At 35.0% G+C, this 20,914-nt stretch carries 21 protein-coding genes; 12 read left to right on the plus strand and 9 right to left on the minus strand.

Annotated features, from left to right (window positions below):
• From H599_RS0109580 to H599_RS0109605, 5 genes are all read right to left on the minus strand, one after another.
• Positions 1 to 1,526: PorP/SprF family type IX secretion system membrane protein (locus H599_RS0109580; protein ID WP_026713937.1), on the minus strand; the 1,526-nt coding region annotated here is incomplete at its 3' end.
• A 1-nt stretch (position 1,527) separates the two neighbouring features.
• The gene (locus tag H599_RS0109585) at positions 1,528 to 2,964 is read right to left on the minus strand and encodes a T9SS type B sorting domain-containing protein (RefSeq protein WP_026713938.1); all 1,437 of its coding nucleotides are present in this window, start codon (positions 2,962 to 2,964) and stop codon (positions 1,528 to 1,530) included.
• A 71-nt stretch (positions 2,965 to 3,035) separates the two neighbouring features.
• Positions 3,036 to 4,322, minus strand: a complete 1,287-nt coding sequence (locus tag H599_RS0109590; protein ID WP_026713939.1) for a hypothetical protein — start codon at positions 4,320 to 4,322, stop codon at positions 3,036 to 3,038.
• A 134-nt stretch (positions 4,323 to 4,456) separates the two neighbouring features.
• Positions 4,457 to 4,900, minus strand: coding sequence for a hypothetical protein (locus H599_RS0109595; protein ID WP_026713940.1), 444 nt, complete (start codon positions 4,898 to 4,900; stop codon positions 4,457 to 4,459).
• Positions 4,901 to 5,308: 408 nt separating this feature from the next.
• Positions 5,309 to 6,187: a helix-turn-helix domain-containing protein gene (locus H599_RS0109605; protein WP_026713941.1), complete on the minus strand. Its 879-nt coding sequence runs from the start codon at positions 6,185 to 6,187 to the stop codon at positions 5,309 to 5,311.
• A 275-nt stretch (positions 6,188 to 6,462) separates the two neighbouring features.
• On the opposite strand from H599_RS0109605, the gene H599_RS0109610 reads away from it, so the two are divergent.
• The 9 genes from H599_RS0109610 (at position 6,463) to H599_RS0109655 (ending at position 13,272) form a co-directional block, all read left to right on the plus strand.
• A complete protein-coding gene (locus H599_RS0109610; protein ID WP_026713942.1) occupies positions 6,463 to 8,106 on the plus strand; it encodes an alpha-L-fucosidase in 1,644 nt (547 codons plus the stop codon).
• A gap of 15 nt (positions 8,107 to 8,121) precedes the next feature.
• Complete coding sequence (locus H599_RS0109615; RefSeq protein WP_026713943.1) at positions 8,122 to 8,472, plus strand: L-rhamnose mutarotase; 351 nt, start codon at positions 8,122 to 8,124, stop codon at positions 8,470 to 8,472.
• A gap of 115 nt (positions 8,473 to 8,587) precedes the next feature.
• Positions 8,588 to 9,736, plus strand: a complete 1,149-nt coding sequence (locus H599_RS0109620) for a DNA polymerase III subunit (protein WP_026713944.1) — start codon at positions 8,588 to 8,590, stop codon at positions 9,734 to 9,736.
• Positions 9,737 to 9,741: 5 nt separating this feature from the next.
• Positions 9,742 to 10,125, plus strand: a complete 384-nt coding sequence (locus H599_RS0109625; protein WP_026713945.1) for a hypothetical protein — start codon at positions 9,742 to 9,744, stop codon at positions 10,123 to 10,125.
• 118 nt (positions 10,126 to 10,243) lie between these two features.
• A complete protein-coding gene (locus tag H599_RS0109630) occupies positions 10,244 to 10,759 on the plus strand; it encodes an acyl-CoA thioesterase (RefSeq protein WP_035141406.1) in 516 nt (171 codons plus the stop codon).
• Positions 10,760 to 10,824: 65 nt separating this feature from the next.
• Positions 10,825 to 11,124, plus strand: coding sequence for a nucleotidyltransferase family protein (locus tag H599_RS0109635; protein ID WP_026713947.1), 300 nt, complete (start codon positions 10,825 to 10,827; stop codon positions 11,122 to 11,124).
• Positions 11,117 to 11,455, plus strand: a complete 339-nt coding sequence (locus H599_RS0109640; RefSeq protein ID WP_026713948.1) for a HepT-like ribonuclease domain-containing protein — start codon at positions 11,117 to 11,119, stop codon at positions 11,453 to 11,455. The genes H599_RS0109635 and H599_RS0109640 overlap by 8 nt, the downstream gene beginning before the upstream one ends.
• 180 nt (positions 11,456 to 11,635) lie before the next feature.
• A complete protein-coding gene (gene recA / locus H599_RS0109645; protein WP_026713949.1) occupies positions 11,636 to 12,643 on the plus strand; it encodes a recombinase RecA in 1,008 nt (335 codons plus the stop codon).
• 182 nt (positions 12,644 to 12,825) lie between these two features.
• On the plus strand, positions 12,826 to 13,272 hold the full coding sequence (locus H599_RS0109655) for a hypothetical protein (protein WP_026713950.1): 447 nt from the start codon (positions 12,826 to 12,828) through the stop codon (positions 13,270 to 13,272).
• Between the two features lie 52 nt (positions 13,273 to 13,324).
• Here H599_RS0109655 and H599_RS0109660 read toward each other — a convergent pair whose 3' ends face one another.
• The gene (locus H599_RS0109660; protein WP_035141407.1) at positions 13,325 to 14,086 is read right to left on the minus strand and encodes a lysophospholipid acyltransferase family protein; all 762 of its coding nucleotides are present in this window, start codon (positions 14,084 to 14,086) and stop codon (positions 13,325 to 13,327) included.
• A gap of 226 nt (positions 14,087 to 14,312) precedes the next feature.
• Between H599_RS0109660 and H599_RS19435 the strand changes: the two genes are divergently transcribed.
• Positions 14,313 to 14,591, plus strand: a complete 279-nt coding sequence (locus H599_RS19435) for a GxxExxY protein (protein ID WP_316930442.1) — start codon at positions 14,313 to 14,315, stop codon at positions 14,589 to 14,591.
• A 132-nt stretch (positions 14,592 to 14,723) separates the two neighbouring features.
• Positions 14,724 to 15,701, plus strand: a complete 978-nt coding sequence (trpS, locus tag H599_RS0109670) for a tryptophan--tRNA ligase (protein WP_026713952.1) — start codon at positions 14,724 to 14,726, stop codon at positions 15,699 to 15,701.
• Between the two features lie 108 nt (positions 15,702 to 15,809).
• Here trpS and H599_RS19440 read toward each other — a convergent pair whose 3' ends face one another.
• Together H599_RS19440 and dprA are read right to left on the minus strand one after the other, a co-directional pair.
• Positions 15,810 to 17,351 (minus strand): TlpA family protein disulfide reductase, encoded by a 1,542-nt coding sequence (locus H599_RS19440; RefSeq protein WP_051590696.1) that lies wholly within the window; start codon positions 17,349 to 17,351, stop codon positions 15,810 to 15,812.
• A 173-nt stretch (positions 17,352 to 17,524) separates the two neighbouring features.
• Positions 17,525 to 18,625: a DNA-processing protein DprA gene (gene dprA / locus H599_RS0109680; protein WP_026713953.1), complete on the minus strand. Its 1,101-nt coding sequence runs from the start codon at positions 18,623 to 18,625 to the stop codon at positions 17,525 to 17,527.
• 102 nt (positions 18,626 to 18,727) lie between these two features.
• Between dprA and H599_RS0109685 the strand changes: the two genes are divergently transcribed.
• On the plus strand, positions 18,728 to 19,684 hold the full coding sequence (locus H599_RS0109685) for an HU domain-containing protein (protein ID WP_026713954.1): 957 nt from the start codon (positions 18,728 to 18,730) through the stop codon (positions 19,682 to 19,684).
• Between the two features lie 34 nt (positions 19,685 to 19,718).
• Here H599_RS0109685 and H599_RS0109690 read toward each other — a convergent pair whose 3' ends face one another.
• On the minus strand, positions 19,719 to 20,669 hold the full coding sequence (locus tag H599_RS0109690) for a helix-turn-helix domain-containing protein (protein ID WP_035141409.1): 951 nt from the start codon (positions 20,667 to 20,669) through the stop codon (positions 19,719 to 19,721).
• Between the last annotated feature and the right edge of the window lie 245 nt (positions 20,670 to 20,914).

Raw genomic sequence — 20,914 nt, forward strand, 5'->3', positions numbered from 1 at the left:
GCTTTCGCTTTGTTTTCAGCGTCCAGTTTGGCTTTCGCCAAAGCGTCTACTTTTGCTTTTTGTACGGCCAATGCATCAATTTTTGCTTTATTTTCAGCTTCTGATTTTGTTTTTGCTAAGGCTTCGTTTTTGGTTTTTTCTTCGGCGTTTAGTTTTGCCCGGATTATAGAATCTATTCTGGCTCTGTTTTCGGCGGCTTTTTTTGCTCTGGCTAAGGCGTAAGCTTTGGCTTTTTCTTCAGCGGCTTGACGGGCTTTGGCTAAGGCCTCCGCTTTGGCTTTGGCTTCTGCTGTTTGTTTCGATTTGATTAAGGCGTCAGTTTTTGCTTTTGCATCAGCGGCTTTTTTAGCTTCTGTTAAGGCAACTGATTGTGCTCTTGCATCCGCGATGCGTTTGGCCTGCGCAATAGAATCGGCTTTTGCTTTTTGTTTTGCTTCAGCGAGTTGTTGCTGTCTTTTTTCTTGCTGTTCTAATCTTAAAGCTTCTTTAAGTTCTCTTAGTCTTTGCGCGTCTTTTGGAGATAGAAGCGGAGAATCTTTTTGCTTCGCAGCAACATATTTTTTCTTTTGTGCTGGCGGGATAATCGAACCCTGTTCGTCTTCGTCGTTGTAATAAAATGTCTTTTTGTTGAATTTGTAAGCAAAAACAATTTCGTGGGAAGCACCAAAATTGGATAAATTTCCGGTGCCTTTTTCGAAATTGTATTCAACAGAAATCTTTGGTGAGATGTTTACTCCAAGACCGGCACTCATTCCGTAAACGGAATTGTAACCTGCCTGAGCCCAAATTCCGCTTGGAACAGCAAATAAGACTAAGCCGGAAACTTCTGTTTTGTCTTTTTTCAAATCGGTTTTAATTAATGCCGAAAATTTACTTTTGTCAAAAAAACCATAGGTGTCAAGATAACCGGTGTGCATAATGTGAGCTTCAATGCTTCTTTCGGGATCATCCTGAACAATTTTTGAAGTTTTAAGGTTGTACAAAACCAAGTTGTTTACCGAAACCCCAAAATCCAGAAAAGCCGTTCCGTAGTTAACACCCGGATTGATGGTAATGAGGGAATTGTTAGGAATATTATTCAGTGAAGGATCATCGTAATTTGTAATCACTCGGCCTTTGTTGATGCCGCTTTTGTAAAAACCAAGATTTAATCCAAAGGTTAAATTATTGTCTTCCTGAAGCATGACGTTGTGTGCAAAATTGACGACTCCTCCAAAAGTGGAAAGGACACCGTAATTTTGTTGGAATAATCCAATGGCTGCTCCCTGATTTTCGGTTATCCTGCCGGAATAACCAAATAAATAAGTTTGTGGAGCATCATCAAATTGAACCCATTGTTTTTTGGTATAAAAACTAATATAAGAGCTTTGTTCGCGAACAAAACTAAAAGCAGGATTAATTAAATATCTGTTGAATTTTAAAGAATTTCTTATAGGAATACGGTACGAAACAACGCCGTCTTCCTGCGCCTGTAGCTGCTGGAGAACACAAAGAAATAAACTTAAAATTATAACAACATTCCTCATTTTATTTCACTAGTGTTATAGACCCCTTTTTGGTTTTTTGATCTTTTGTGGTAATGATATAGTAATACACCGGATTTACATTTTTGAAAGTAGTGCTGGTTTCCGGCCAGTTATTTTGATAATTATTGGTTTTCAGTACAATTTCTCCCGTAGCGTTCATCAATATAACTTCGGTATCGGTTCCGCTGGTATATTCCTGAGGAATAATCCAGGTATCGTTGAATCCGTCGTTATTGGGACTCACTAAATTGGGAATTTTTTCTGCATTAGAATCTACTGAAGAAATGATTCTGAAGGTCAGTTCCTGAGATAAGACGCATCCGGAAGTTTGGGTAATTGTCACTTTGTAATTTCCTAATGTGCTTGCCTGATAAGAAGCTGCGGTTGCATCAGGAATAAGAGTTTCGTTTAAAAACCACTTGTATTCCGGATTGATAGCATTTGTGGTAACAGCTGCTGACAGTGTTTCACCCGAATTAATAAAATTTGTTTCCGGAACATCGATGCTGCTTGTAAACTGATACGATTGTAAATTAATGGCAGCTGTTGCGGTACATCCTCCAAAATTTACGGCAACGGAATATTGTCCCGCCTGAGTTGCGGTGTAGGTTTGATTGGTTGCTCCTGAAATTGCTTTACTGTCTTTGTACCACTGGTAGCTGTTTCCGGAAACCGTACTCAGGGTGGTAGTGCCATCATTAGAACAAAACGGATTGCCCTGACTGGAACTGATGGTAGTGCTGTTTCCCGAAGCCGATTCGCTTACGGTTACTTTATTAGAATAAGAATCTGAAGTACAGGAGCCATAATTGGTTTTTACATAATACACTCCGGGTTGGGTTACTGTTAAATTGTTTCCCGTTGCAATGGGAGTTGTGCCGGGTTCTTTGTACCAGTTAAATGTTAGTGATGGGTATTTTAACGGCGAATCATTATTGCCGGTTCCGGGATTATCGATGTTTAAAATATAGCTTGCCCCCGGGCAATAAGAGGCAGTGGAAACTAAATTGTTAATTGAAAACGGGCTGTCCTGAATTTTGTAATAAGCAGGAAATGCGACTGAATTTGAACTGCTTGTGGCTGGATTGGTGCTTTTTATTCTCAATTTATAATTTTCTCCGCCCGTATTTGTGGGAATCGAAAAGGCTACGTTCGCAGGAGAAACAGTAATTGCACCCGGATTAGAAGTATAAAGTACGGTAGGATTGGCAAAAGTTCCGTTAGCATCCGAAAGTTCTACTCTAAATTGATTATTTGGTCCCAGTGTTGCGGGATCGAATGTAAATTGTACTTCGAAAGTATTAAAAGTATTATTGGCACAAATTTGATTAAACTCAAAAGATGGATTTCCAATAACTAACTGAGCATAAATTTCTTTAGTTAAAGGGGAAAGAAAAAAAACGAGACATAGGAAATAGTTGTGTAGTTTTTTGCTCATTATCTTCGGCGGTTTAATTATTTGTCCTTCGCATTTCGGATTTAATTAATTGATTTTGAATTGGTTTTAAGTTATTCGTTAGAAACAGTAATCTTTCCTATTCGCAATCTGTAATCGGGTTTTTTATCATCTGAAGTGTTTATGAAAGTTTCAACATTGTCGCTTTTAGCATAAACATTGGAGAAGGCGGCATTACCATACCAGTCTTCTAAATCTTCGTTGTTTTGATTAAATTCGGTAAAAATATTGCCGTTGCAGGAGTTGAAATACATGTCTTCAAAGCTTAATTTTCGCAGGTTTTCATCGTTAATTTCAATTTTGTTGCTTAGTAATACGGCCGGATTAAATCCGGAAACAACGGTTCTTTTAAAGTTTATTTCAGCATTTTCGGCAATGTAAATCGCTTCTTTGATAAGGCCGGACTGAATGTCGGCATTGATGTTTTCGCTGTCGTTAACCAGTGTCATATTAGTAGCGGTCACAAAGGTTTGTTTTTTAGAAAAATCAACTTCTTCTTTTTTGTCATACGAAGCTACATTCATACATCTTGAACCTAAACTGCTGGTTAAAAAGGAAGAACGAACCGCCAGTGAATTGTTTATTTTGCATTGAGCACCATAGTTGAATTTATAATCGTCCCGACTGCATTTGTACGAAACCATTTTGTTCATGTTAAGATTACCGCCGTATATTTCAAAAGAATCTCCTGCGGCATAGCTTACCATAATGTTTTCTAATACGGTTTTGTTTCCTACTCCGGCTAATAGTAATCCGTTGAAGTTTTCTTCACCTCTTATTTTTTTTCCGGCAAATTCAATACGTACATATCTCAAAATCCCGGAATTGCTTTCAGAGTTTTCACCTCCATAAGTTGTTAAAGAAGTATCCAAACCCAGATTTATCGAAGAGGAATTTCCGAATTTGTTAATTGGAGCGTCTCCTAAAACGATAATTCCTCCCCAGTCGCCGGCTTTTTTTAAACCCTTATTTGAGGTAAAAATAATTGGATCTGTTTCGAGTCCGTCGGCAATTATTGTAGCTCCTTTGGTGATAATCAAAGCGGCATTTGTTGCATAATCACCAATGATTGTTGTTCCGGGTTCGATGGTTAAAACAGCGTTATTGGTAATATATACATTTCCCTGTAAGATGTATTTGTTTTTCTTGTATAATTTGGTATTAACCGCAATATTGCCTGCTAATATTTGGTCGGCTTCACCATAATCGACTTTGTTTGGTCTAAACTCGGTCCAATTATTTAACCAATTGTTCGAACCAGTGATTCCTTTTTCCTGTTGAGCCTGAGCGCCAACAACGACCAAAAGGAAAATGCTTAAGATTTGGGATATGCTTTTCATAGGTTGCTAAAGTTTAATGGTTAATGTTAATTGTTTGGTTCTTAGTTATAAAATTAAGAATGCACCGGGTATGTATTGAATTGGTCGAATGAGTTATAATGCGCCTTTTTTTGTTTTGGCTAAAGGTTTAGCACTTATATTTCATTAAATTCATGCAAAGCTTTCAGTGTGTTCTCATAGAATAAAATGGCTGCAATTAAATTTTTAGTGTCCGAATAAGGCATCATTCTTTTTTGAAATTCAGTTGTTACATTTAGAAAATCAGCTGTGCTTTCTTCTTGTTCGGTTAATGATTTTTTGTTTTCGTTATTGTCCGGAATTCCTAAATCGGTCAAAGTAACGCCTGGTTTAGTAGCCAAAGCAATATAAGGCAGTGTTTTTACCAAAACAGTGATGCGTTCCGTATATAAATCCAATAGTTCTCCTTTTTTCATTTCCTGAAGCTCTTTCAGGTTGTGGTATTTTTTAATCGTGGCGCTAGTGCTAATGATGCTTTTGGATGCTTTTTTATCCTGAGCAGATGCCAGATTTATAGTTGTTAAAAAAAGAAAGCTTAGGAAAATAATTTTACTTTTCATGAAATGAGAATTATAAATTAATATTATTCAAACAAAAATAGATAATTAATCCCTATTAACAACTTTCTTGGAGCTTTTTTCTTTGTAAAAAGATTACAAAATTTTAAAAAAAATGCATTTTGTCCGATAAATTTGTATTTTAAACGATGTTTTTGTGGTTTTTGAAAATCCTAAAAGCCTTAAACAACGGAGCTTTTGTTTATAAGATGTTGAAAAAAAATAAATTAGAGTGATTTTTGGAATTATTTTTTTGTTTATCAAATAATTACTTACAATTTGTTTTTTCGGATAGAGATTTTTGAAAAAAATATTGAAAAATAAAGGGTTTTAAAGCTTTTTTTCGGGTAAATAAATTAGTGTTTTGGTGGTGAAAACACATTTGAAAAAGAAGAAATTGGACGGAAAAAATTATTTAACCTGATTGTTTTGACTACGATATTCTCCCGGCGTCAAACTAACGATTTGTTTGAAGATTTTCGAAAAATGAGGTAAATTAGAGAAACCGGTATCTAAGGCAATTTCTAAAAAAGTCTTGTTAGTAGTTGTAATAAGATATTGTGCTCGTTCTATCTTTTTTTCGTGAATGTAATTTAAGGGTCTTTGTCCGGTATGTATTAGGAATTGTTTTGAGAAATAATCCTGATTTTGATTGACTCTTTGGGCTAATTCAGCAATAGTTAAATTTTTGTCCAAATGAAGCTGGATGTAGCTCATTGTGCCTAAAATTTTTGAAGGAGTGCTTTGAGGAGTGCTTGGTTTGAAATTTTTAGTACTCAAAAATTTGGAAATTAACAGGAGCAGTGTCCCCTGATTTTCAAATTTCAAGTGTAGTTTGAGTTCTTTGTTAAGTGCTTGATATTCCTTGTAATAAGCTTCTTTTTCATAAACTTTAGGATTGTCAGAACGATTAATTCCTCTGCCGGGATTGTTTTGAAGCATTTGTTTGATAAGAGTGATGTCGGTTTCAGTGGCGGGTAATTTCATCACATTTCTATTTTGATTAAACAGTGAAATTCCATCGGGAGATTCTTCAAAAAACTGGATGAAATATTGGCTTAGGTATTTTTCACAGTTTAAATTACAAATGGTAAAACTTGGTATAAGATATAGAAATCCGGGTTCTAAAAGCAATTTTCCTGAATTATCCGAAATAGAACCCATGCCTTCATCTATGTAATAAAGTCGGTAATACGGACTAATTACATTGTTGAAATTCCATTTTTGATTCAGTTTTACATAATCAATGTGTAGCAGTGAAAAATAATATTTAAAAATGTTTTTGGACATAAAGTGTTTTTTGGTAAAAAAAGTCGGTTTTGTATAATAAATAATCGGTTTTAGGTAAAAATAGAAGTTGAAGCCTTGTTTATATTTGTGATTATATCCTTTTATTAAGAATCAAAAATAATGAATAATATATTTTTAATCTTAAATATTTGTTTAAAATATAAAATGAATTTGTTTTTGAGTAATTGATGTTCAATTTGATAAAATGAATTTGTTGAAATAATTAAAAATATAAAGTCGGAAATAAATAAATGACTTTTTCAAAATAAATACAAATGAACAGAAGAAATGCTTTGAAATTAGGTGCATCGGCACTGGCGGGACTTTATTTATCTCCTCTATTAGGACAATCCTCAATTTTGAATGCTGCTAAAATTGACGGTCCATTCCAGCCTGCCTGGGATTCCTTAGGGAAATATCAGGTGCCGGATTGGTTTCGGGATGCTAAATTTGGTATGTGGGCGCATTGGGGACCTCAGTGTGAACCCGAAGCAGGCGATTGGTATGGTCGGGGAATGTATGAAGAAGGCTCTCGCCAATATAAATTTCATGTTGAAAAATATGGACATCCTTCAAAATTTGGTTTTAAAGATGTAATTAATATTTGGAAAGCCGATAATTGGAATCCGGAGGAATTGGTGAATTTGTACAAAGATTCCGGAGCCAAATATTTTATGGCTATGGCTAATCATCATGATAATTTGGATTTGTATGATAGTAAATACCAGCCACAATGGAATTCGACCAAAGTGGGACCTAAAAAAGATATTATTGCCGGATGGGAAAAGGCTGCCCGAAAAGCAGGATTGCCTTTTGCGGTAAGTGTTCACGCGGCTCATGCCTGGAATTGGTTTGATACTTCTCAGGGTGCCGATAAAAACGGTTTGTTAGCAGGAGTGCCTTACGATGGAAAATTAACTAAAGCGGATGGAAAAGGAACCTGGTGGGAAGGTTTGGATCCTCAGGATTTGTATGCGCAAAATCATGAATTAAGCGCTAAACCATCAGGGAATTCGTCTGTACACAGTCAGTGGGATTGGGGAGATGGAGCTTCAGTCCCTAACTCGGCTTATTGCGAAAAATTTCACGATCGTACCATTGATTTGATTGACAAATACAATCCGGATATGGTTTATTTTGATGATACCGCATTGCCGTTATGGCCAGTGAGCGATGCTGGTTTGCGTATTGCGGCACATTTGTACAACAAAAGTTTGCAGAAAAATAAAACCGTTCAGGCGGTAATTACCGGTAAAATTTTAACCGAACAGCAGCGCAAAGCTATCGTTTGGGATATTGAAAAAGGGCAAAGTAATAACATCGAACCTTTGCCTTGGCAAACCGATACCTGTATCGGGAACTGGCATTACGATAGAAGACTCTATGATGAAAAGCGCTATAAATCGGCAAAAACGGTTATTCATACGTTGGTAGATGTGGTGAGTAAAAACGGAAATTTGATGTTAAATATTCCGGTGCGTGGCGATGGAAGTATTGACGAATTAGAACATGAAATTGTTAAAGAAATTGGTGTTTGGATGAAATTGAACAGCAAAAGTATTTATGGTACACGTCCCTGGAAAATATTTGGCGAAGGTCCGCAACAGGCAAGTGCAGGAGCTTTGTCTGCTCAGGGTTTTAATGAAGGAAAAGGAAAGCCTTATACTTCTGAGGATTTCCGTTTTGCACAAAAAGATAAAAAACTGTATGCTACGGTGATGGCCTGGCCGGAAAATGGGATGGCGGTAATAAAAAGTTTGGCAAAATCTAATTCGTATCATACAGAGAAAATTAAACAAATAAAATTAGTGAGCACCGGAGAAAAGTTGAAGTTTAAACAAACCGAACAAGGGCTTGAAGTGTATTTCCCGAGTCAAAAACCGGAGGCTTCGTATGCTAATGCGTTGGAAATTGTTTAAAAAACCATGCTGTTTATGAAAATTGAAAGATTATGCTTTGCCTGTGATTTAATTGATAATCCAAAGTTGATGGCTAAATATAAACGTTATCATTTAAAAGAAAATGCCTGGCCGGAAATTACTCAAAGTATCAGGGATTCCGGAATAGTCAATTTGGAAATATATTTATTAGCAAACCGCCTGTTTATGATTATGGAAGTGAATGAAACTTTTAGTCCGGAACGCAAACAAGAGATGGATGCGGCTAATCCAAAAGTGCAGGAATGGGAAAAGTTGATGTGGCAATTTCAACAGGCGCCTCCGGGAGCAAAAGAAGGGGAGAAATGGTTGCCTATGGAAAAGATTTATAAATTGCCTGACAATTAAACAACCTGTCGCTGTTGTCATTCTATTGTTGTTTAGGTTTTAAATAAGCTTTTTGCGTCTTTAAACTTTACCATCTAAAATTTTAGACTTATCCATTTTCTGCTATCTTTGCTTCATGCAATTTTCGGAAATTTTAGGACAGGAACATATAAAAAATCATCTTACCCGAACAGTCGATTTGGGTCGGATTCCACACGCGCAACTCTTTGTCGGACCGGAAGGCAGCGGAACTCTGGCACTGGCCATTGCCTATGCACAATATATTTTGTGTAATAATTCGGGAGGCGAAAATGATGGTGAAAATCACGCCTGTAATATTAAGTTTCAAAAGTTATCCCATCCTGATTTGCATTTTGCTTACCCAACAGTAACTACTGATGAAGTAAAGAGAAATCCACGAAGTATCGATTTTATCGCCGATTGGCGTGAGTTTGTGCTTCAAAATCCCTACGGCGGTTTGTTTGACTGGTACGCCGTTTTAGGGGTGCAAAATAAGCAGGGGGAGATTCGTGTAGATGATGCTCAGGAAATCCTGAAATCCCTTTCTTTAAAAGCCTACGAAGGTGGTTATAAAATTATGATTGTCTGGATGGCTGATAAGATGAATATTGCAGCCTCCAATAAATTACTGAAATTAGTAGAAGAACCGCCTGAGAAAACCATTTTTATCCTTATTTCCGAAAACGAAGAAGATATTATTCAAACCATTCGTTCTCGTTGTCAGGTGTTGCATTTTAACGGATTGAGCGAGGCTGTAATTGCCGATGCTTTGGTGGCTCGTGAAGGAATAGATTCTAAATTGGCAACTAAATTGGCACATCAGGCACAGGGGAATTTTAATACGGCTTTGCAATTATTGCATGATAATGACGAAGAACATCCGTTTGAACAATGGTTTGTTACCTGGGTTCGTGCGGCTTTCAAGGCTAAAAAAGATGCAGCAGCTATTCAGGATTTGATTCTTTGGAGCGAAAAAATCGCAGCTTTGGGAAGAGAAGCTCAAAAGAAATTCCTGCAATTTTGCATGGAAATGTTCCGTCAGGCTTTGTTGATTAATTATGAAGCACCTGCCTTAGTATATTTCGAACCAAAAGTCGATAAATTCAAATTGGAAAATTTTGCGCCTTTTGTAAACGGAAATAACATTCAGGATATTTTCAAAGAACTTTCAGATGCGATGTATCATATCGAACGCAACGGAAATGCCAAACTTATTTTAACCGATTTATCAATCAAACTGACACGTTTAATCCATAAAAAATAACTGTTATGAATAATCCTGCTTCATTTTTAATTTTGGTGTTCTTCGGGATTACCTATTTGCAATCCAGTTATGAAAAACTCTTTTATTGGGAAGATAATTTGAATTGGTTAAAAGGACATTTTGCCCAAACCCGATTAAAAAATCATGTAAAATTAGCGCTGATTAATCTGGTAATAATGGAGCTGATTTCAACCATTTTGTGCTTTGTGGGCTGTGTCGAATTGTATGTTAGCAATGGAAGATTATTTGGTTTTTATGGTGCGATATTTTCAGCTATAACTTTGCTTATGATGCTTTTTGGTCAGCGATTGGCCAAAGATTACGATGGTGCCCGAACCATTGTGATTTATTTTATTCCGGCAGTAATGGCGGTGTATTGGTTGAATTAGAAATCAATTGCAATGGCAATGACAAAAAACAATGTCGAGTAAATTTGAATTCAAAAATCCAAACCTGATAGCTTTACTAGAATTGGTAAAGTAATCTAGAATCAAAAAAATAAAAAGTATGCCATTAACCCCTAAACATCCATCGGAATCCTTAACGGTATTAACTGATTTGGTTTTGCCAAGTGAAACCAATCACATTCATAACTTATTTGGGGGTGAATTATTAGCCCGAATGGATCGTGCGGCCAGTATTGCGGCGCAAAGGCATTCCAGAAATATTTCGGTTACTGCTTCGGTGAATCATGTGGCTTTTACCAAGGCTATTTTGCTGGGAAGTGTGGTAACAATTGAAGCTAAGGTTTCCCGGGCGTTTAAGAGTTCGATGGAAGTGTATATTGATGTTTGGGTCGAAGACAGGAACTCGGGAGTTAAAACCAAGGCTAATGAGGCCATTTATACTTTTGTTGCTGTTGACGAAAAAGGAACGCCGGTAGAAGTTGCCCAAATCATTCCTGAAACCGAACTGGAAAAACAACGTTACGATGCCGCTTTAAGACGCAAACAGCTGAGTTTGGTATTGGCCGGAAAAATGAAACCTGAAGAGGCTACGGAGTTGAAGGCTTTGTTTGTGTGAATGTTATATAAATAAAATAGATTCTGTTTTATTTTATGTAATTTTGATACTATAATTTTATAAAAATGAACCTGATAGAAAGAGTAAATAAAGAAATATTCGCTTTGTGCAAAACACATAAAGTCAAATCTTTGTATGCTTTTGGTTCTGTTTTAACGGATAAATTCACTCCTGAAAGTGATGTAGATTTAATAGTTGATTTTGAACCCATAGACGTTTTAGAATATGGCGACAATTATTATAATCTTAAGTTTTCTCTTGAAAATATTCTAAAAAGAAACGTTGACTTATTAGAGGAAAAAGCCATTAAAAATCCCTATTTCCGAAAAACATTAAATCAAAATAAAAAATTGATTTATGGATAACAGTATTAAAACCTGGCTTTTTGATATTTTAAATTCTATAAATGAAATAGAAAGTTATTTTGTAGATACTCCTAAATTGTTTGAAGTGTATCAAAATGATTTAAGAACCAAAAGAGCAGTAGAAAGAAATATCGAAATTATTGGTGAAGCAATGAACCGCATTCTTAAAGAAGATAAATCTATCGAAATTTCAAATTCCAGAAAGATTGTTGATGTTCGAAATCGAATAATTCACGGTTACGATTCTGTTTCAGATGATGTAATTTGGGGAATTGTCATTAAAAACTTGCCTGTTTTACAAAAAGAAGTTGAAATATTATTAGAGGAATAGTAATAGGAAAAACTACGGAGTTAGAAGTGTTGTTTGTTTAATAAGTTATTTTTTTGATTTGAAATCTTCGCATCAAAAAAAGAAGTATTTTTACGAACATAAAAAATGAAATGAATCAGCGTTGATTGATTTTAAATCTTTTAAAAAAAATAATTTAACGATAGAAAAGCGAAATAGAAGATGAGTACAGAGAAAGAAGCCAAATTAAAAGCGTTACAGCTTACCCTTGATAAACTTGATAAAACCTACGGAAAAGGGACCGTCATGAAAATGGGGGATAAGGCGATTGAAGAAGTTGAGGTAATTTCTTCGGGATCTTTAGGTGTGGATTTAGCCTTGGGAGTAGGTGGATATCCAAAAGGAAGAATTATCGAAATTTATGGTCCGGAATCTTCAGGTAAAACTACTTTAACCCTTCACGCTATTGCCGAAGCGCAAAAAGCAGGTGGAATTGCAGCTTTTATTGATGCGGAACATGCCTTTGACAGAAATTATGCTGAGAAATTAAATGTAGATATTGAAAATTTAATTATTTCGCAACCGGATAATGGTGAGCAGGCTTTAGAAATTGCTGAAAACCTGATTCGTTCAGGAGCAATTGATATTGTGGTAATCGACTCGGTAGCAGCTTTGACTCCAAAAAGTGAGATTGAAGGCGAAATGGGAGATTCTAAAATGGGGCTTCATGCCCGTTTGATGTCACAGGCTTTGAGAAAACTAACCGCTACGATTAGTAAAACTAATTGTACTGTTTTCTTCATCAACCAGTTGAGAGAGAAAATTGGGGTGATGTTTGGAAATCCTGAAACAACTACCGGAGGTAATGCTTTGAAGTTTTATGCTTCGGTACGTTTAGATATTCGTCGTTCGTCTCAAATTAAAGACGGAGAGAATGTTATTGGAAACCGAACTAAAGTTAAAATTGTTAAAAATAAAGTGGCACCGCCTTTCAAAGTTGCTGAATTTGATATCATGTACGGCGAAGGAGTTTCTAAAACAGGAGAAATTTTGGATTTAGCAGTAGAATTTGAAATCGTAAAAAAATCAGGTTCCTGGTTTAGTTATGGTGAAACCAAATTAGGACAAGGTCGTGATGCGGTAAAATCCTTAATTAAAGACAATCCGGAATTAGCCGATGAACTGGAGGAAAAAATCAAATCCAGAATCAAAGAATTGGCTGATAATTAATAAAATACAGTTTGAAATTATAGAAAATGCCCGGTTTTTTGCCGGGCATTTTTTTGTTCAAAAAAGGTGTTATTGTAATTTTTTTGAAAAAAAATCGTTATATAAAGCAACCTTTTTAAATGTTCACGCTCTTTATAAAAGAAACCTAACGAAAGATTGTTAATTTATAAAATCAAAAGAGAATGAAAAAAATTGCTTTATTATTAGTTTTAATGACCACTTTTTTAAGTTGTAGTATTGGTGATTCGGATACGTATACTAATTATGTTTTGCCGGTAGATAGTTATACTTTGCCGGAAGGGACTTTAGAAGTTGGTCAGATTTATCAGGTAAAATTAAAATATGATAAACCGGGTGATTGTTTTAATTATAGAGGAGTTTATTATTATAAAGTTGAAGGGACTAAGGAAAGACTTATCGGTGTTTTAAATGATAAAAAAGATGGTGATACTTGTTCAGATGATTCTACTGAGCTAACGGAAGTGTCATTTAATTTTCAACCCGAAACTGCAGGAACTTATACTTTTAAATTTTATAAAGGAAAAGATGTAGATGATGCAGATGATGATGGGAATACTACCGAAGATCTTTTTGAAGATGTTGAAATCGTTGTAAACGAAGCGCCATAAAAACTTTTTTTGCCCTAAAATGAAAATGCACCTGCCTTGGCGGGTGTTTTTTTTATATGGTTTCCAGTTTTTTTTCGTTTTCAAAAATCACTAACTGCTGGTAAATGGTTTTATATACATCTTCTCTAATGGCTTTTCTGTGCGATTCGTTTTTGCTAATGGTGTCCTTCGGGTTGTGAATTTTTACTCTCATAATACCCGGACTTCCGGCAAAAAAAGTATAAGGGAAACGCTCTTTGTTGTCTCCAAAACTGATAGGTAAAATAGGAATTTGATGTTGAATAGCCAGTTTAAAAGCGCCTTCTTTAAAATGATCTAAAAGAATCGATTCGTCATCCGGAACACCGCCTTCCGGGAAAATACAAACACTGAGTCCGCGCTCGATTCGTTTGTGAGCTTTCGTAAAAACAGCCATTCGACTTTGGGAATCTTTTCGATCCACGAGAATACAAGTCCTTTTGTAGAAAAAACCAAAAACCGGGATTTTGGCTAACTCCTGTTTGCCCACAAAAACAAAAGGATTTTTGATTACAGCCAGCATCAGCATAATATCGGTCATCGAAGTATGATTGGCTACAATCATATAACTTTTATGAGGGTCAATTTCCTGTTCGTTTTCTACTTTGTAATAAAATCCCATGCCAAAAAGGATGAATTTGGCCCAAATTCTGGCTATCATAAAAAAATAAGGATAACCTTTTTCGGAAAGAATTGTAAGGATTAATATAGGAAATAGTAGGATTATAGGAAGTGCCATGAGGATGTAAAACCAAATGCGCCAAAGAATCCAAAAAATTATTTTTATGCTTTTCATGTTGTCAAATTTACTTTTTAACCGCAAAGTTTGCAAAGATTTTCGCAAAGTATAATAAGGAATGGATCTGTTTTTAGTGAAATTAATTAAATTTGATAGGAATTAACTGCAAGAAACAAAGTAACGATGACAGAAAATGGTATTTCAAAAATTATAATCGGTTTAGCGATTGAAGTTCATAAAGCGCTTGGTCCAGGGTTGTTGGGAAGTACTTACTAAAGAATGTTTGTTTTATAAAATAAATAAGTCTGGGTTTTTTGTTGAAAAAGAGAAATCAATGCCCGTAATTTTTGAAGAAGTAAAATTAGATTGTGGTTATCGGGTTGATTTACTGGTAGAAAATAAATTAATTGTTGAGCTTAAAAGCGTAGAGTCTTTGAGTGAGATACATCTTGCTCAGACTTTGACATATTTAAGATTGGGGAATTTTAAACTTGCTTTATTAATCAATTTTAATGAAATACTTCTAAAGAACGGAATTAGAAGAGTAGTTAATAATTTATAAAATTTTGAAATGTATGTCGCTTTGCGAAAAACTTTGTGACCTTTGCGTTAGAAAAAAACACAAATTTTGTGAACTTTGCGAAAACTTTGCAACCTTTGCGGTTTAAAAATTTCAGCTAGAGAAAAATATATAATGGCAAAAATACTTACGGGAGTTCAAAGTACCGGAACTCCACATTTAGGAAACTTACTTGGAGCAATCATTCCGGCAATTCAATTGTCCAACAATTCAGCAAATGAATCTTTTCTTTTTATTGCCGATTTGCATTCGGTAACCCAAATAAAAAACGGAGAAATCTTAAGAAACAATACCTACAGCGTTGCCGCTGCCTGGTTGGCTTTTGGATTAGATGTGAACAAAGTAGTTTTCTACAGACAGTCAGATGTGCCACAAACAGCAGAGTTGTCCTGGTATTTGAGTTGTTTTTTTCCGTACCAACGATTGACTTTAGCGCATTCTTTTAAAGATAAAGCAGACCGTTTAGATGATGTAAATGCAGGTTTGTTTAGCTATCCGATGTTGATGGCGGCTGATATTTTATTGTATGATGCCGAGTTTGTTCCTGTAGGAAAAGACCAATTACAACATTTGGAAATGACACGTGATGTGGCTTCCCGTTTTAATCATCAAATGGGGGAGACTTTTGTTTTGCCTGAGGCCAAAATTCAGGATGATAGTATGTTGATTCCGGGAACTAATGGTGGAAAAATGAGTAAATCGGCTAATAATATCATTAATATTTTCCTTGAAGATAAAGCGTTACGCAAACAGGTAATGAGTATTGAAACCGATAGTACGCCACTTGAAGCACCAAAAAATCCGGATACTTGTAATGCCTTTGCTATTTATTCGTTGTTGGCCAATGAAGAGCAAATTGCACAAATGAGAGCCAATTATCTGGGTGGAAATTACGGTTATGGTCATGCCAAACAGGCTTTGTTTGAGTTAATCTGTGATAAATTCAAAAACGAAAGAGAAAAATACCATTACTACATTAATAATCTTCAGGAAGTGGATGCTTTGTTGAAAATAGGAGCTGAAAAAGCTTCGGCTGTAGCCAATGGTGTTTTGGCCAGAGTAAGAGAAAAATTAGGTTTTGAACCGAGATAATTTTTAATAAAAATAATTTACCGCAGATTCGCAGATTATAATTTTAAAATCTGTGAATCTGCGGTTTTTTCTTTTCTAAGTTTTATGCTTTACAAAAGTTACAAATTATTAATTTATGGCATCATCCAATTGTTTTATTAATGTTTCTCTATTCATTGGATAACCTGCTTTTGAAAGTTCATAGCTTCCATCTTTTTTCAGAATAATATAAGTTGGATAACCTTTTCCTTTTGTTTTAGTCATGATGTCATTAGTCAATGCGTCATTGGCAAGTATATGATTCCCTTCAATGCTATGGTAGGCAATCATTTTTTTCCAGTTTTCAGGGTTATGAATATCATAATTAGCTATGTATAAAAATTGGAGTTCTTTGTTTTTGAAATATTCATGTAAAGCCTGGCTGTGTTGAGTAATTTCTTTTTTGCAAGGGCTACACCAAGTTCCCCACATATCTATTAAAACAGTTTTTCCTTTAAATTGATTGATGACTTCTTCAAAAGTTTTTAATTCTTCTCCTTTTTCAATAAAAGCCATTTTCTCGGTTAAAGTTTTGTTGTTATTTTCAATGATTTTATTGATTTTAGGTTCAAATTGAGCGATGTATTTACTGTTAGGGAATTGTTTCTTGAAATTTTCAAATATTTGAGGAAGGTTTTTATTGTTTTCTTGTTCAATAGAACCCTTGAATAAGATTGCATATGCAGATTCAGCTGATTTTCCGGTATAGTATTTTTGGATGATTTTCTCAGTTAATATATTTTCTGGATCGTCTATAAATAACTTGTTTCCTTCTACGATAGAACTATTGTACCATTCTTTGTAAAACTGTTCTTTGTTCTCTCCAGAAGATTCTTTCCAAAGTTCTTCTTTGGTACGGAGTAAAATGTCTCTAACAAGGTGTTGATAAGATTCTGAAATTAGTGCTTCGTCATTACTTATCTTTATTTTTGAAAATAATTTATTGCGGTAATTTTTCCATTTGTCAATATTTCGAGCATAGGAATCTCGAATACTAAATTTGTTATTGTGTTCAAAAGTATAGTATTCTTGAGGGGCTAAATATTCTAAATTAATTTGCCATGATTTGATGAATTCTTTTGTAGGTTTATATTTTGTGATATAATTTTCCAATTGTAATTTGTTGTTGTGAGTGATACGTTCAAGTTCGTTATAAACCTTGTCAGGTAGGGTGTCTCCTTTGAATTTTTGAAGATCAATATATTTTGATATATCTAGAAATTGATTGTTTTCTTTATGTTTACCGCTGACTTTAATGTTTTTAGGATTTAATGAAGTGTCGATGTTGATGTTAAGGTTGTCTCCGGGGGTCAGAAATAAATGGTGTAAAAGTCTTGTTTTAGAGTTTTTATCATAATATTGGAGGTGAATTATTTGGGGGTTTGAAAGCTTAATTTCCTGATAAAAATTTCCATTTTGATCAAGTTTTACATTATATATGCTGTTTTTTTCTTCTTGGCTGTAATATTGTGTTGCTAGTACTATTCTGAAGGATTCGTTTTTAACATTTTCGAAAGTCCCTTTTATAAGGGCTTTTTGTGCAAAAGACGCAATTGAACATTGTAAAATAAGAAAAAACAGCAAAGAAGTTTTTTGAAAAAATGAATGAGGAAAGGTTGTGGGTTGATTCATAAGTGTATGGTTTTTAATAGATAAATTAAAAATATTAAATAAAAACTTACAAAAATTAATTAATGTATAAGCTTTAACAAATATTTAGCATCTTTGTCGGGTATTTAACCTAGGCAGTTTTTGCAATTATATAAAGCTTGTAAAATGAATAAATCTGCGAATCTGCGGTTTTTTTAAATCGCCTCAAACAATTTTCCCGGTAAAGGTCTAATCACGCCTTTCAATTCCATATTTAATAAAATACTGGAAACTCTGTAAATAGGAAACTCACATTCCAGTGCAATAATATCCATTAATTCTTTTCCTGTTTTTATGAGGTAATCGTATATTTTTTGTTCTTCATTGTCGAGGGAAACGAATAATTGTTTTTGTATGCTTTTGGTTTCTTCTTTGATGTCCCAATTGAGCATATAAACCAAATCGGCGGCATTGGTGAGTACATTTGCTTTTTGGGTTTTGATAAGGTGATTACAGCCGGCGCTGTATTTGTCGGTGGTGCGACCCGGAACGGCAAAAACATCCCGGTTGTAATCATTAGCTATATTAGCGGTAATTAACGATCCGCCTCGTTCTGCGGATTCAATTACAATTGTGGCTTCGGCAATTCCGGCTACAATGCGGTTTCTTTTTACAAAATTTTCTTTGTCTGGATTGCTGCTGCTCCAAAATTCCGTCATAAAACCGCCGTTTTGTTCCATTTTGGCCATGTATTTCTTGTGGTTTTTGGGGTAAATTTGGTTCAAGCCATGAGCCAAAACGCCTATGGTTTGTAAATTATGTTCCATTGCCAACTGATGAGCAACAATGTCAACGCCATAAGCAAATCCGCTAACAATAACGGGATCTAAGGGGGCTAAATCTTCAATGAGTTTTTTGCAAAACTCCGTTCCGTAAGAGGTAATCTGGCGGGTTCCCACAATGCTGATGATTTTTCGGTTTTTTAAATCGATATTGCCAGAAGTGAATAAAATTACCGGCGCGTCAACACAATGTTTGAGTTTGTCAGGATAATTTTCGTCCTGAAAATAAGTAACATTGATGTCGTTTTTTTCAATAAATGCTAGTTCTTTATGTGCTTTGTCAAAAACGCTTTCGTCTTTCAAATTTTTGAGAAGCATGCTTCCAACGCCGTCAATAGAAGCCAAGTGTTGCTTTTTTGTTTTAAAAACCGCTTCGGCTGAACCACAATGACTGATTAGTTTTTTGGCCATGATGTCGCCTACGCCTTCAATTTTAAGCAAAGCCAGAGTGTAAAATAAATCCGATGTTGTCATGCTAAATATTTGAGATTGAAATGTATAAATTTTCGCTGGAATTGTTAATAAAAATTGTGAATAAAATTTTGATAACTATATTGGATGTTTAACTTTGTATGTATGAATATAGAACACTACATAAGCCAGCTATTATATCGTTACCAATGTGTTACCATTCCTGGGTTTGGTGCTTTTTTGACCGAAATCCAATCGGCACAGTGGGTTGAGAGCGCAAATTCTTTTTATCCGCCTAAAAAATTAATTTCTTTCAATACCAATATTAAAAACAATGACGGTTTGTTGGCTAATCATATTGCCAGAACCGAAAAAACCTCTTATGAATATGCTATTAGTGCAATTCAATATGAGGTGTTGAATTGGAAAAAGGAATTGGAACAAAACCGAACTTTGACGGTTAAAAATGTAGGTAGTTTTGTTTTGAATGCTTCTGATAATTTAATTTTTACGCCGTCGGAACAAAAGAATTATTTAACGAGTTCTTTTGGTTTGGCTTCTTTTATTGCTCCGGTTGTTAAAAGAGAAGTTGCTGAAGAAAGCATGTCGGCTGTTGAGGAAACAGAAGTTATTGCTTTGGTTCCGGAAGAAAGAAGTGGTCAATCTTATTTAAAATATGCGGCTATTTTTATTTTGGGATTAGGTTTGGCAGGAACTGCGGCTTATTCGGTTTACAATAATCAAATTGAAACGCAAACGATTTTAGTGGAGAAAGCAGTTCAAAAGAAAGTAGAATCTAAAATTCAGGAAGCGACTTTTTTTATCAAAAGTCCGATGGCTCCGGTGACCCTTTCTGTAAAAGCAGATAAAGAAGAAGCTAAAGAAGTAAAAATGCCTTATCACGTGGTGGCCGGTGCTTTTAGAGATGAAGCAAATGCGGAACAGGTGGTTAAGCAATTAACAAAAGCAGGCTTTAAAGCCAGAAGATTAGAAAAAAATAAATATGGTTTGTATCCGGTTCTTTACGGTAGTTTTGCAACTTATGCCGAAGCTCAAAAAGTAAAGAATGAAGTTCGCGCCTCTGAAAATCCCGAAGCCTGGTTGCTGGTGGAATCTTTATAATTTCAAAGCCTTTCTTAACGGAAAGGCTTTTTTTTTATTTCCTTTTTTTCTGTTGTTGCAGTTGAAATTTTCTGGGGCTAATTCCGTTGCGTTGTGAAAAAGTAGAAGTGAAATGCTGTAATGACGAAAAACCGCAACTAAAGGCAATTTCAGTCATGCTAATACTTGGATTGGTTTTGAGTAATTGAATGGCTTTTTCAAGTTTTAAACTGATGATAAAACTGTTGGGAGGAAAACCTGTAAGTTTTTTAACCTCATAAGTGAATTTGGTTTTTCCCATGTTGAAAACGGCGGCCAAATCTTCGATGTGCCATTTTTTAGTTAGATCACTTTCAAGTAATTGGGTGAGTTTTTCAATGAAAGTATCACTTTCCTGATTTTTATGGATTTTATTCGAAAGTTGGCGATGCAAATCGATAAACAAATTTTCCAGAATATTTTGCACTTTGATTTCAAAACCTTCTTCCTGATAAGCCAGTTCGTTTCGCAGTTCATCAAAATATTTCTTGAAATTCCTGGCTTTTTCAATAACGGAATTATCGGCGTCGCCAATCATTTTTCCTAAGTTTTCCTGAAATGCTGCAGGTAATTTGCTCCAGTTTCCAAAGTTTAATGCTTTTTCATTTGTGAATTCCTGAGGTTTGATAATAATCCAGTTAATCTGACCAATATCCATAATCCCTGAAATGCTGCCGTTTTCGTGCCAGGGAGCCGTTACCGATAAATTTTCGGGAAACAATTCAATTGCTTTGCCTTCAATAACCCAGTCGTATTTTCCACTGTTTACATAATGAATTTCGATTCCGTCATTAAGGTGCGGACGCATGCTGTCGTCAATGCGTACTTTCGAGAATTTCATGCTGCCAAATTGTTTGATGAAAGGCAATTTTTTTAGTGGTCCGGGATTGTTTTCGTGCCACCAAACTCCGTAATTTCCATGCTCATCTTTTTCTCTAAGGTTTTTTGGTAACAAAAAGGAATTCATAAAACAATTTATATTAAATTGGTATAAAGATAATTATTAAATTTATTTGTTAGAAAATTATCTGTTTTTATAAAATCGACCGTTGTTTAAAAGTATGATTTATTTTGAATAAAAATAGGTAACTTGCCCATTACAATTTATTTATTTAAAGGGTATTAGAGTCGGAAGACTTTTTTTTAACTTTAAAAATGATAACGTTTACATTTTGAGTTTGCTTAAAATGATAAGGTTTTGGGGATTAGGAC

The sequence above is a fragment of the Flavobacterium daejeonense DSM 17708 genome, from assembly GCF_000425425.1.
Lineage (GTDB): Bacteria > Bacteroidota > Bacteroidia > Flavobacteriales > Flavobacteriaceae > Flavobacterium > Flavobacterium daejeonense.

Excerpts from the sequence above, each read along its gene's own strand:
- H599_RS0109585 (WP_026713938.1), bottom strand. The coding sequence starts at position 2,964 with ATGAGCAAAAAACTACACAACTATTTCCTATGTCTCGTTTTTTTTCTT.
- H599_RS0109590 (WP_026713939.1), bottom strand. The coding sequence starts at position 4,322 with ATGAAAAGCATATCCCAAATCTTAAGCATTTTCCTTTTGGTCGTTGTT.
- H599_RS0109595 (WP_026713940.1), bottom strand. The coding sequence starts at position 4,900 with ATGAAAAGTAAAATTATTTTCCTAAGCTTTCTTTTTTTAACAACTATA.
- H599_RS0109605 (WP_026713941.1), bottom strand. The coding sequence starts at position 6,187 with ATGTCCAAAAACATTTTTAAATATTATTTTTCACTGCTACACATTGAT.
- H599_RS0109610 (WP_026713942.1), top strand. The coding sequence starts at position 6,463 with ATGAACAGAAGAAATGCTTTGAAATTAGGTGCATCGGCACTGGCGGGA.
- H599_RS0109615 (WP_026713943.1), top strand. The coding sequence starts at position 8,122 with ATGAAAATTGAAAGATTATGCTTTGCCTGTGATTTAATTGATAATCCA.
- H599_RS0109620 (WP_026713944.1), top strand. The coding sequence starts at position 8,588 with ATGCAATTTTCGGAAATTTTAGGACAGGAACATATAAAAAATCATCTT.
- H599_RS0109625 (WP_026713945.1), top strand. The coding sequence starts at position 9,742 with ATGAATAATCCTGCTTCATTTTTAATTTTGGTGTTCTTCGGGATTACC.
- H599_RS0109630 (WP_035141406.1), top strand. The coding sequence starts at position 10,244 with ATGCCATTAACCCCTAAACATCCATCGGAATCCTTAACGGTATTAACT.
- H599_RS0109635 (WP_026713947.1), top strand. The coding sequence starts at position 10,825 with ATGAACCTGATAGAAAGAGTAAATAAAGAAATATTCGCTTTGTGCAAA.
- H599_RS0109640 (WP_026713948.1), top strand. The coding sequence starts at position 11,117 with ATGGATAACAGTATTAAAACCTGGCTTTTTGATATTTTAAATTCTATA.
- recA (WP_026713949.1), top strand. The coding sequence starts at position 11,636 with ATGAGTACAGAGAAAGAAGCCAAATTAAAAGCGTTACAGCTTACCCTT.
- H599_RS0109655 (WP_026713950.1), top strand. The coding sequence starts at position 12,826 with ATGAAAAAAATTGCTTTATTATTAGTTTTAATGACCACTTTTTTAAGT.
- H599_RS0109660 (WP_035141407.1), bottom strand. The coding sequence starts at position 14,086 with ATGAAAAGCATAAAAATAATTTTTTGGATTCTTTGGCGCATTTGGTTT.
- trpS (WP_026713952.1), top strand. The coding sequence starts at position 14,724 with ATGGCAAAAATACTTACGGGAGTTCAAAGTACCGGAACTCCACATTTA.
- H599_RS19440 (WP_051590696.1), bottom strand. The coding sequence starts at position 17,351 with ATGAATCAACCCACAACCTTTCCTCATTCATTTTTTCAAAAAACTTCT.
- dprA (WP_026713953.1), bottom strand. The coding sequence starts at position 18,625 with ATGACAACATCGGATTTATTTTACACTCTGGCTTTGCTTAAAATTGAA.
- H599_RS0109685 (WP_026713954.1), top strand. The coding sequence starts at position 18,728 with ATGAATATAGAACACTACATAAGCCAGCTATTATATCGTTACCAATGT.
- H599_RS0109690 (WP_035141409.1), bottom strand. The coding sequence starts at position 20,669 with ATGAATTCCTTTTTGTTACCAAAAAACCTTAGAGAAAAAGATGAGCAT.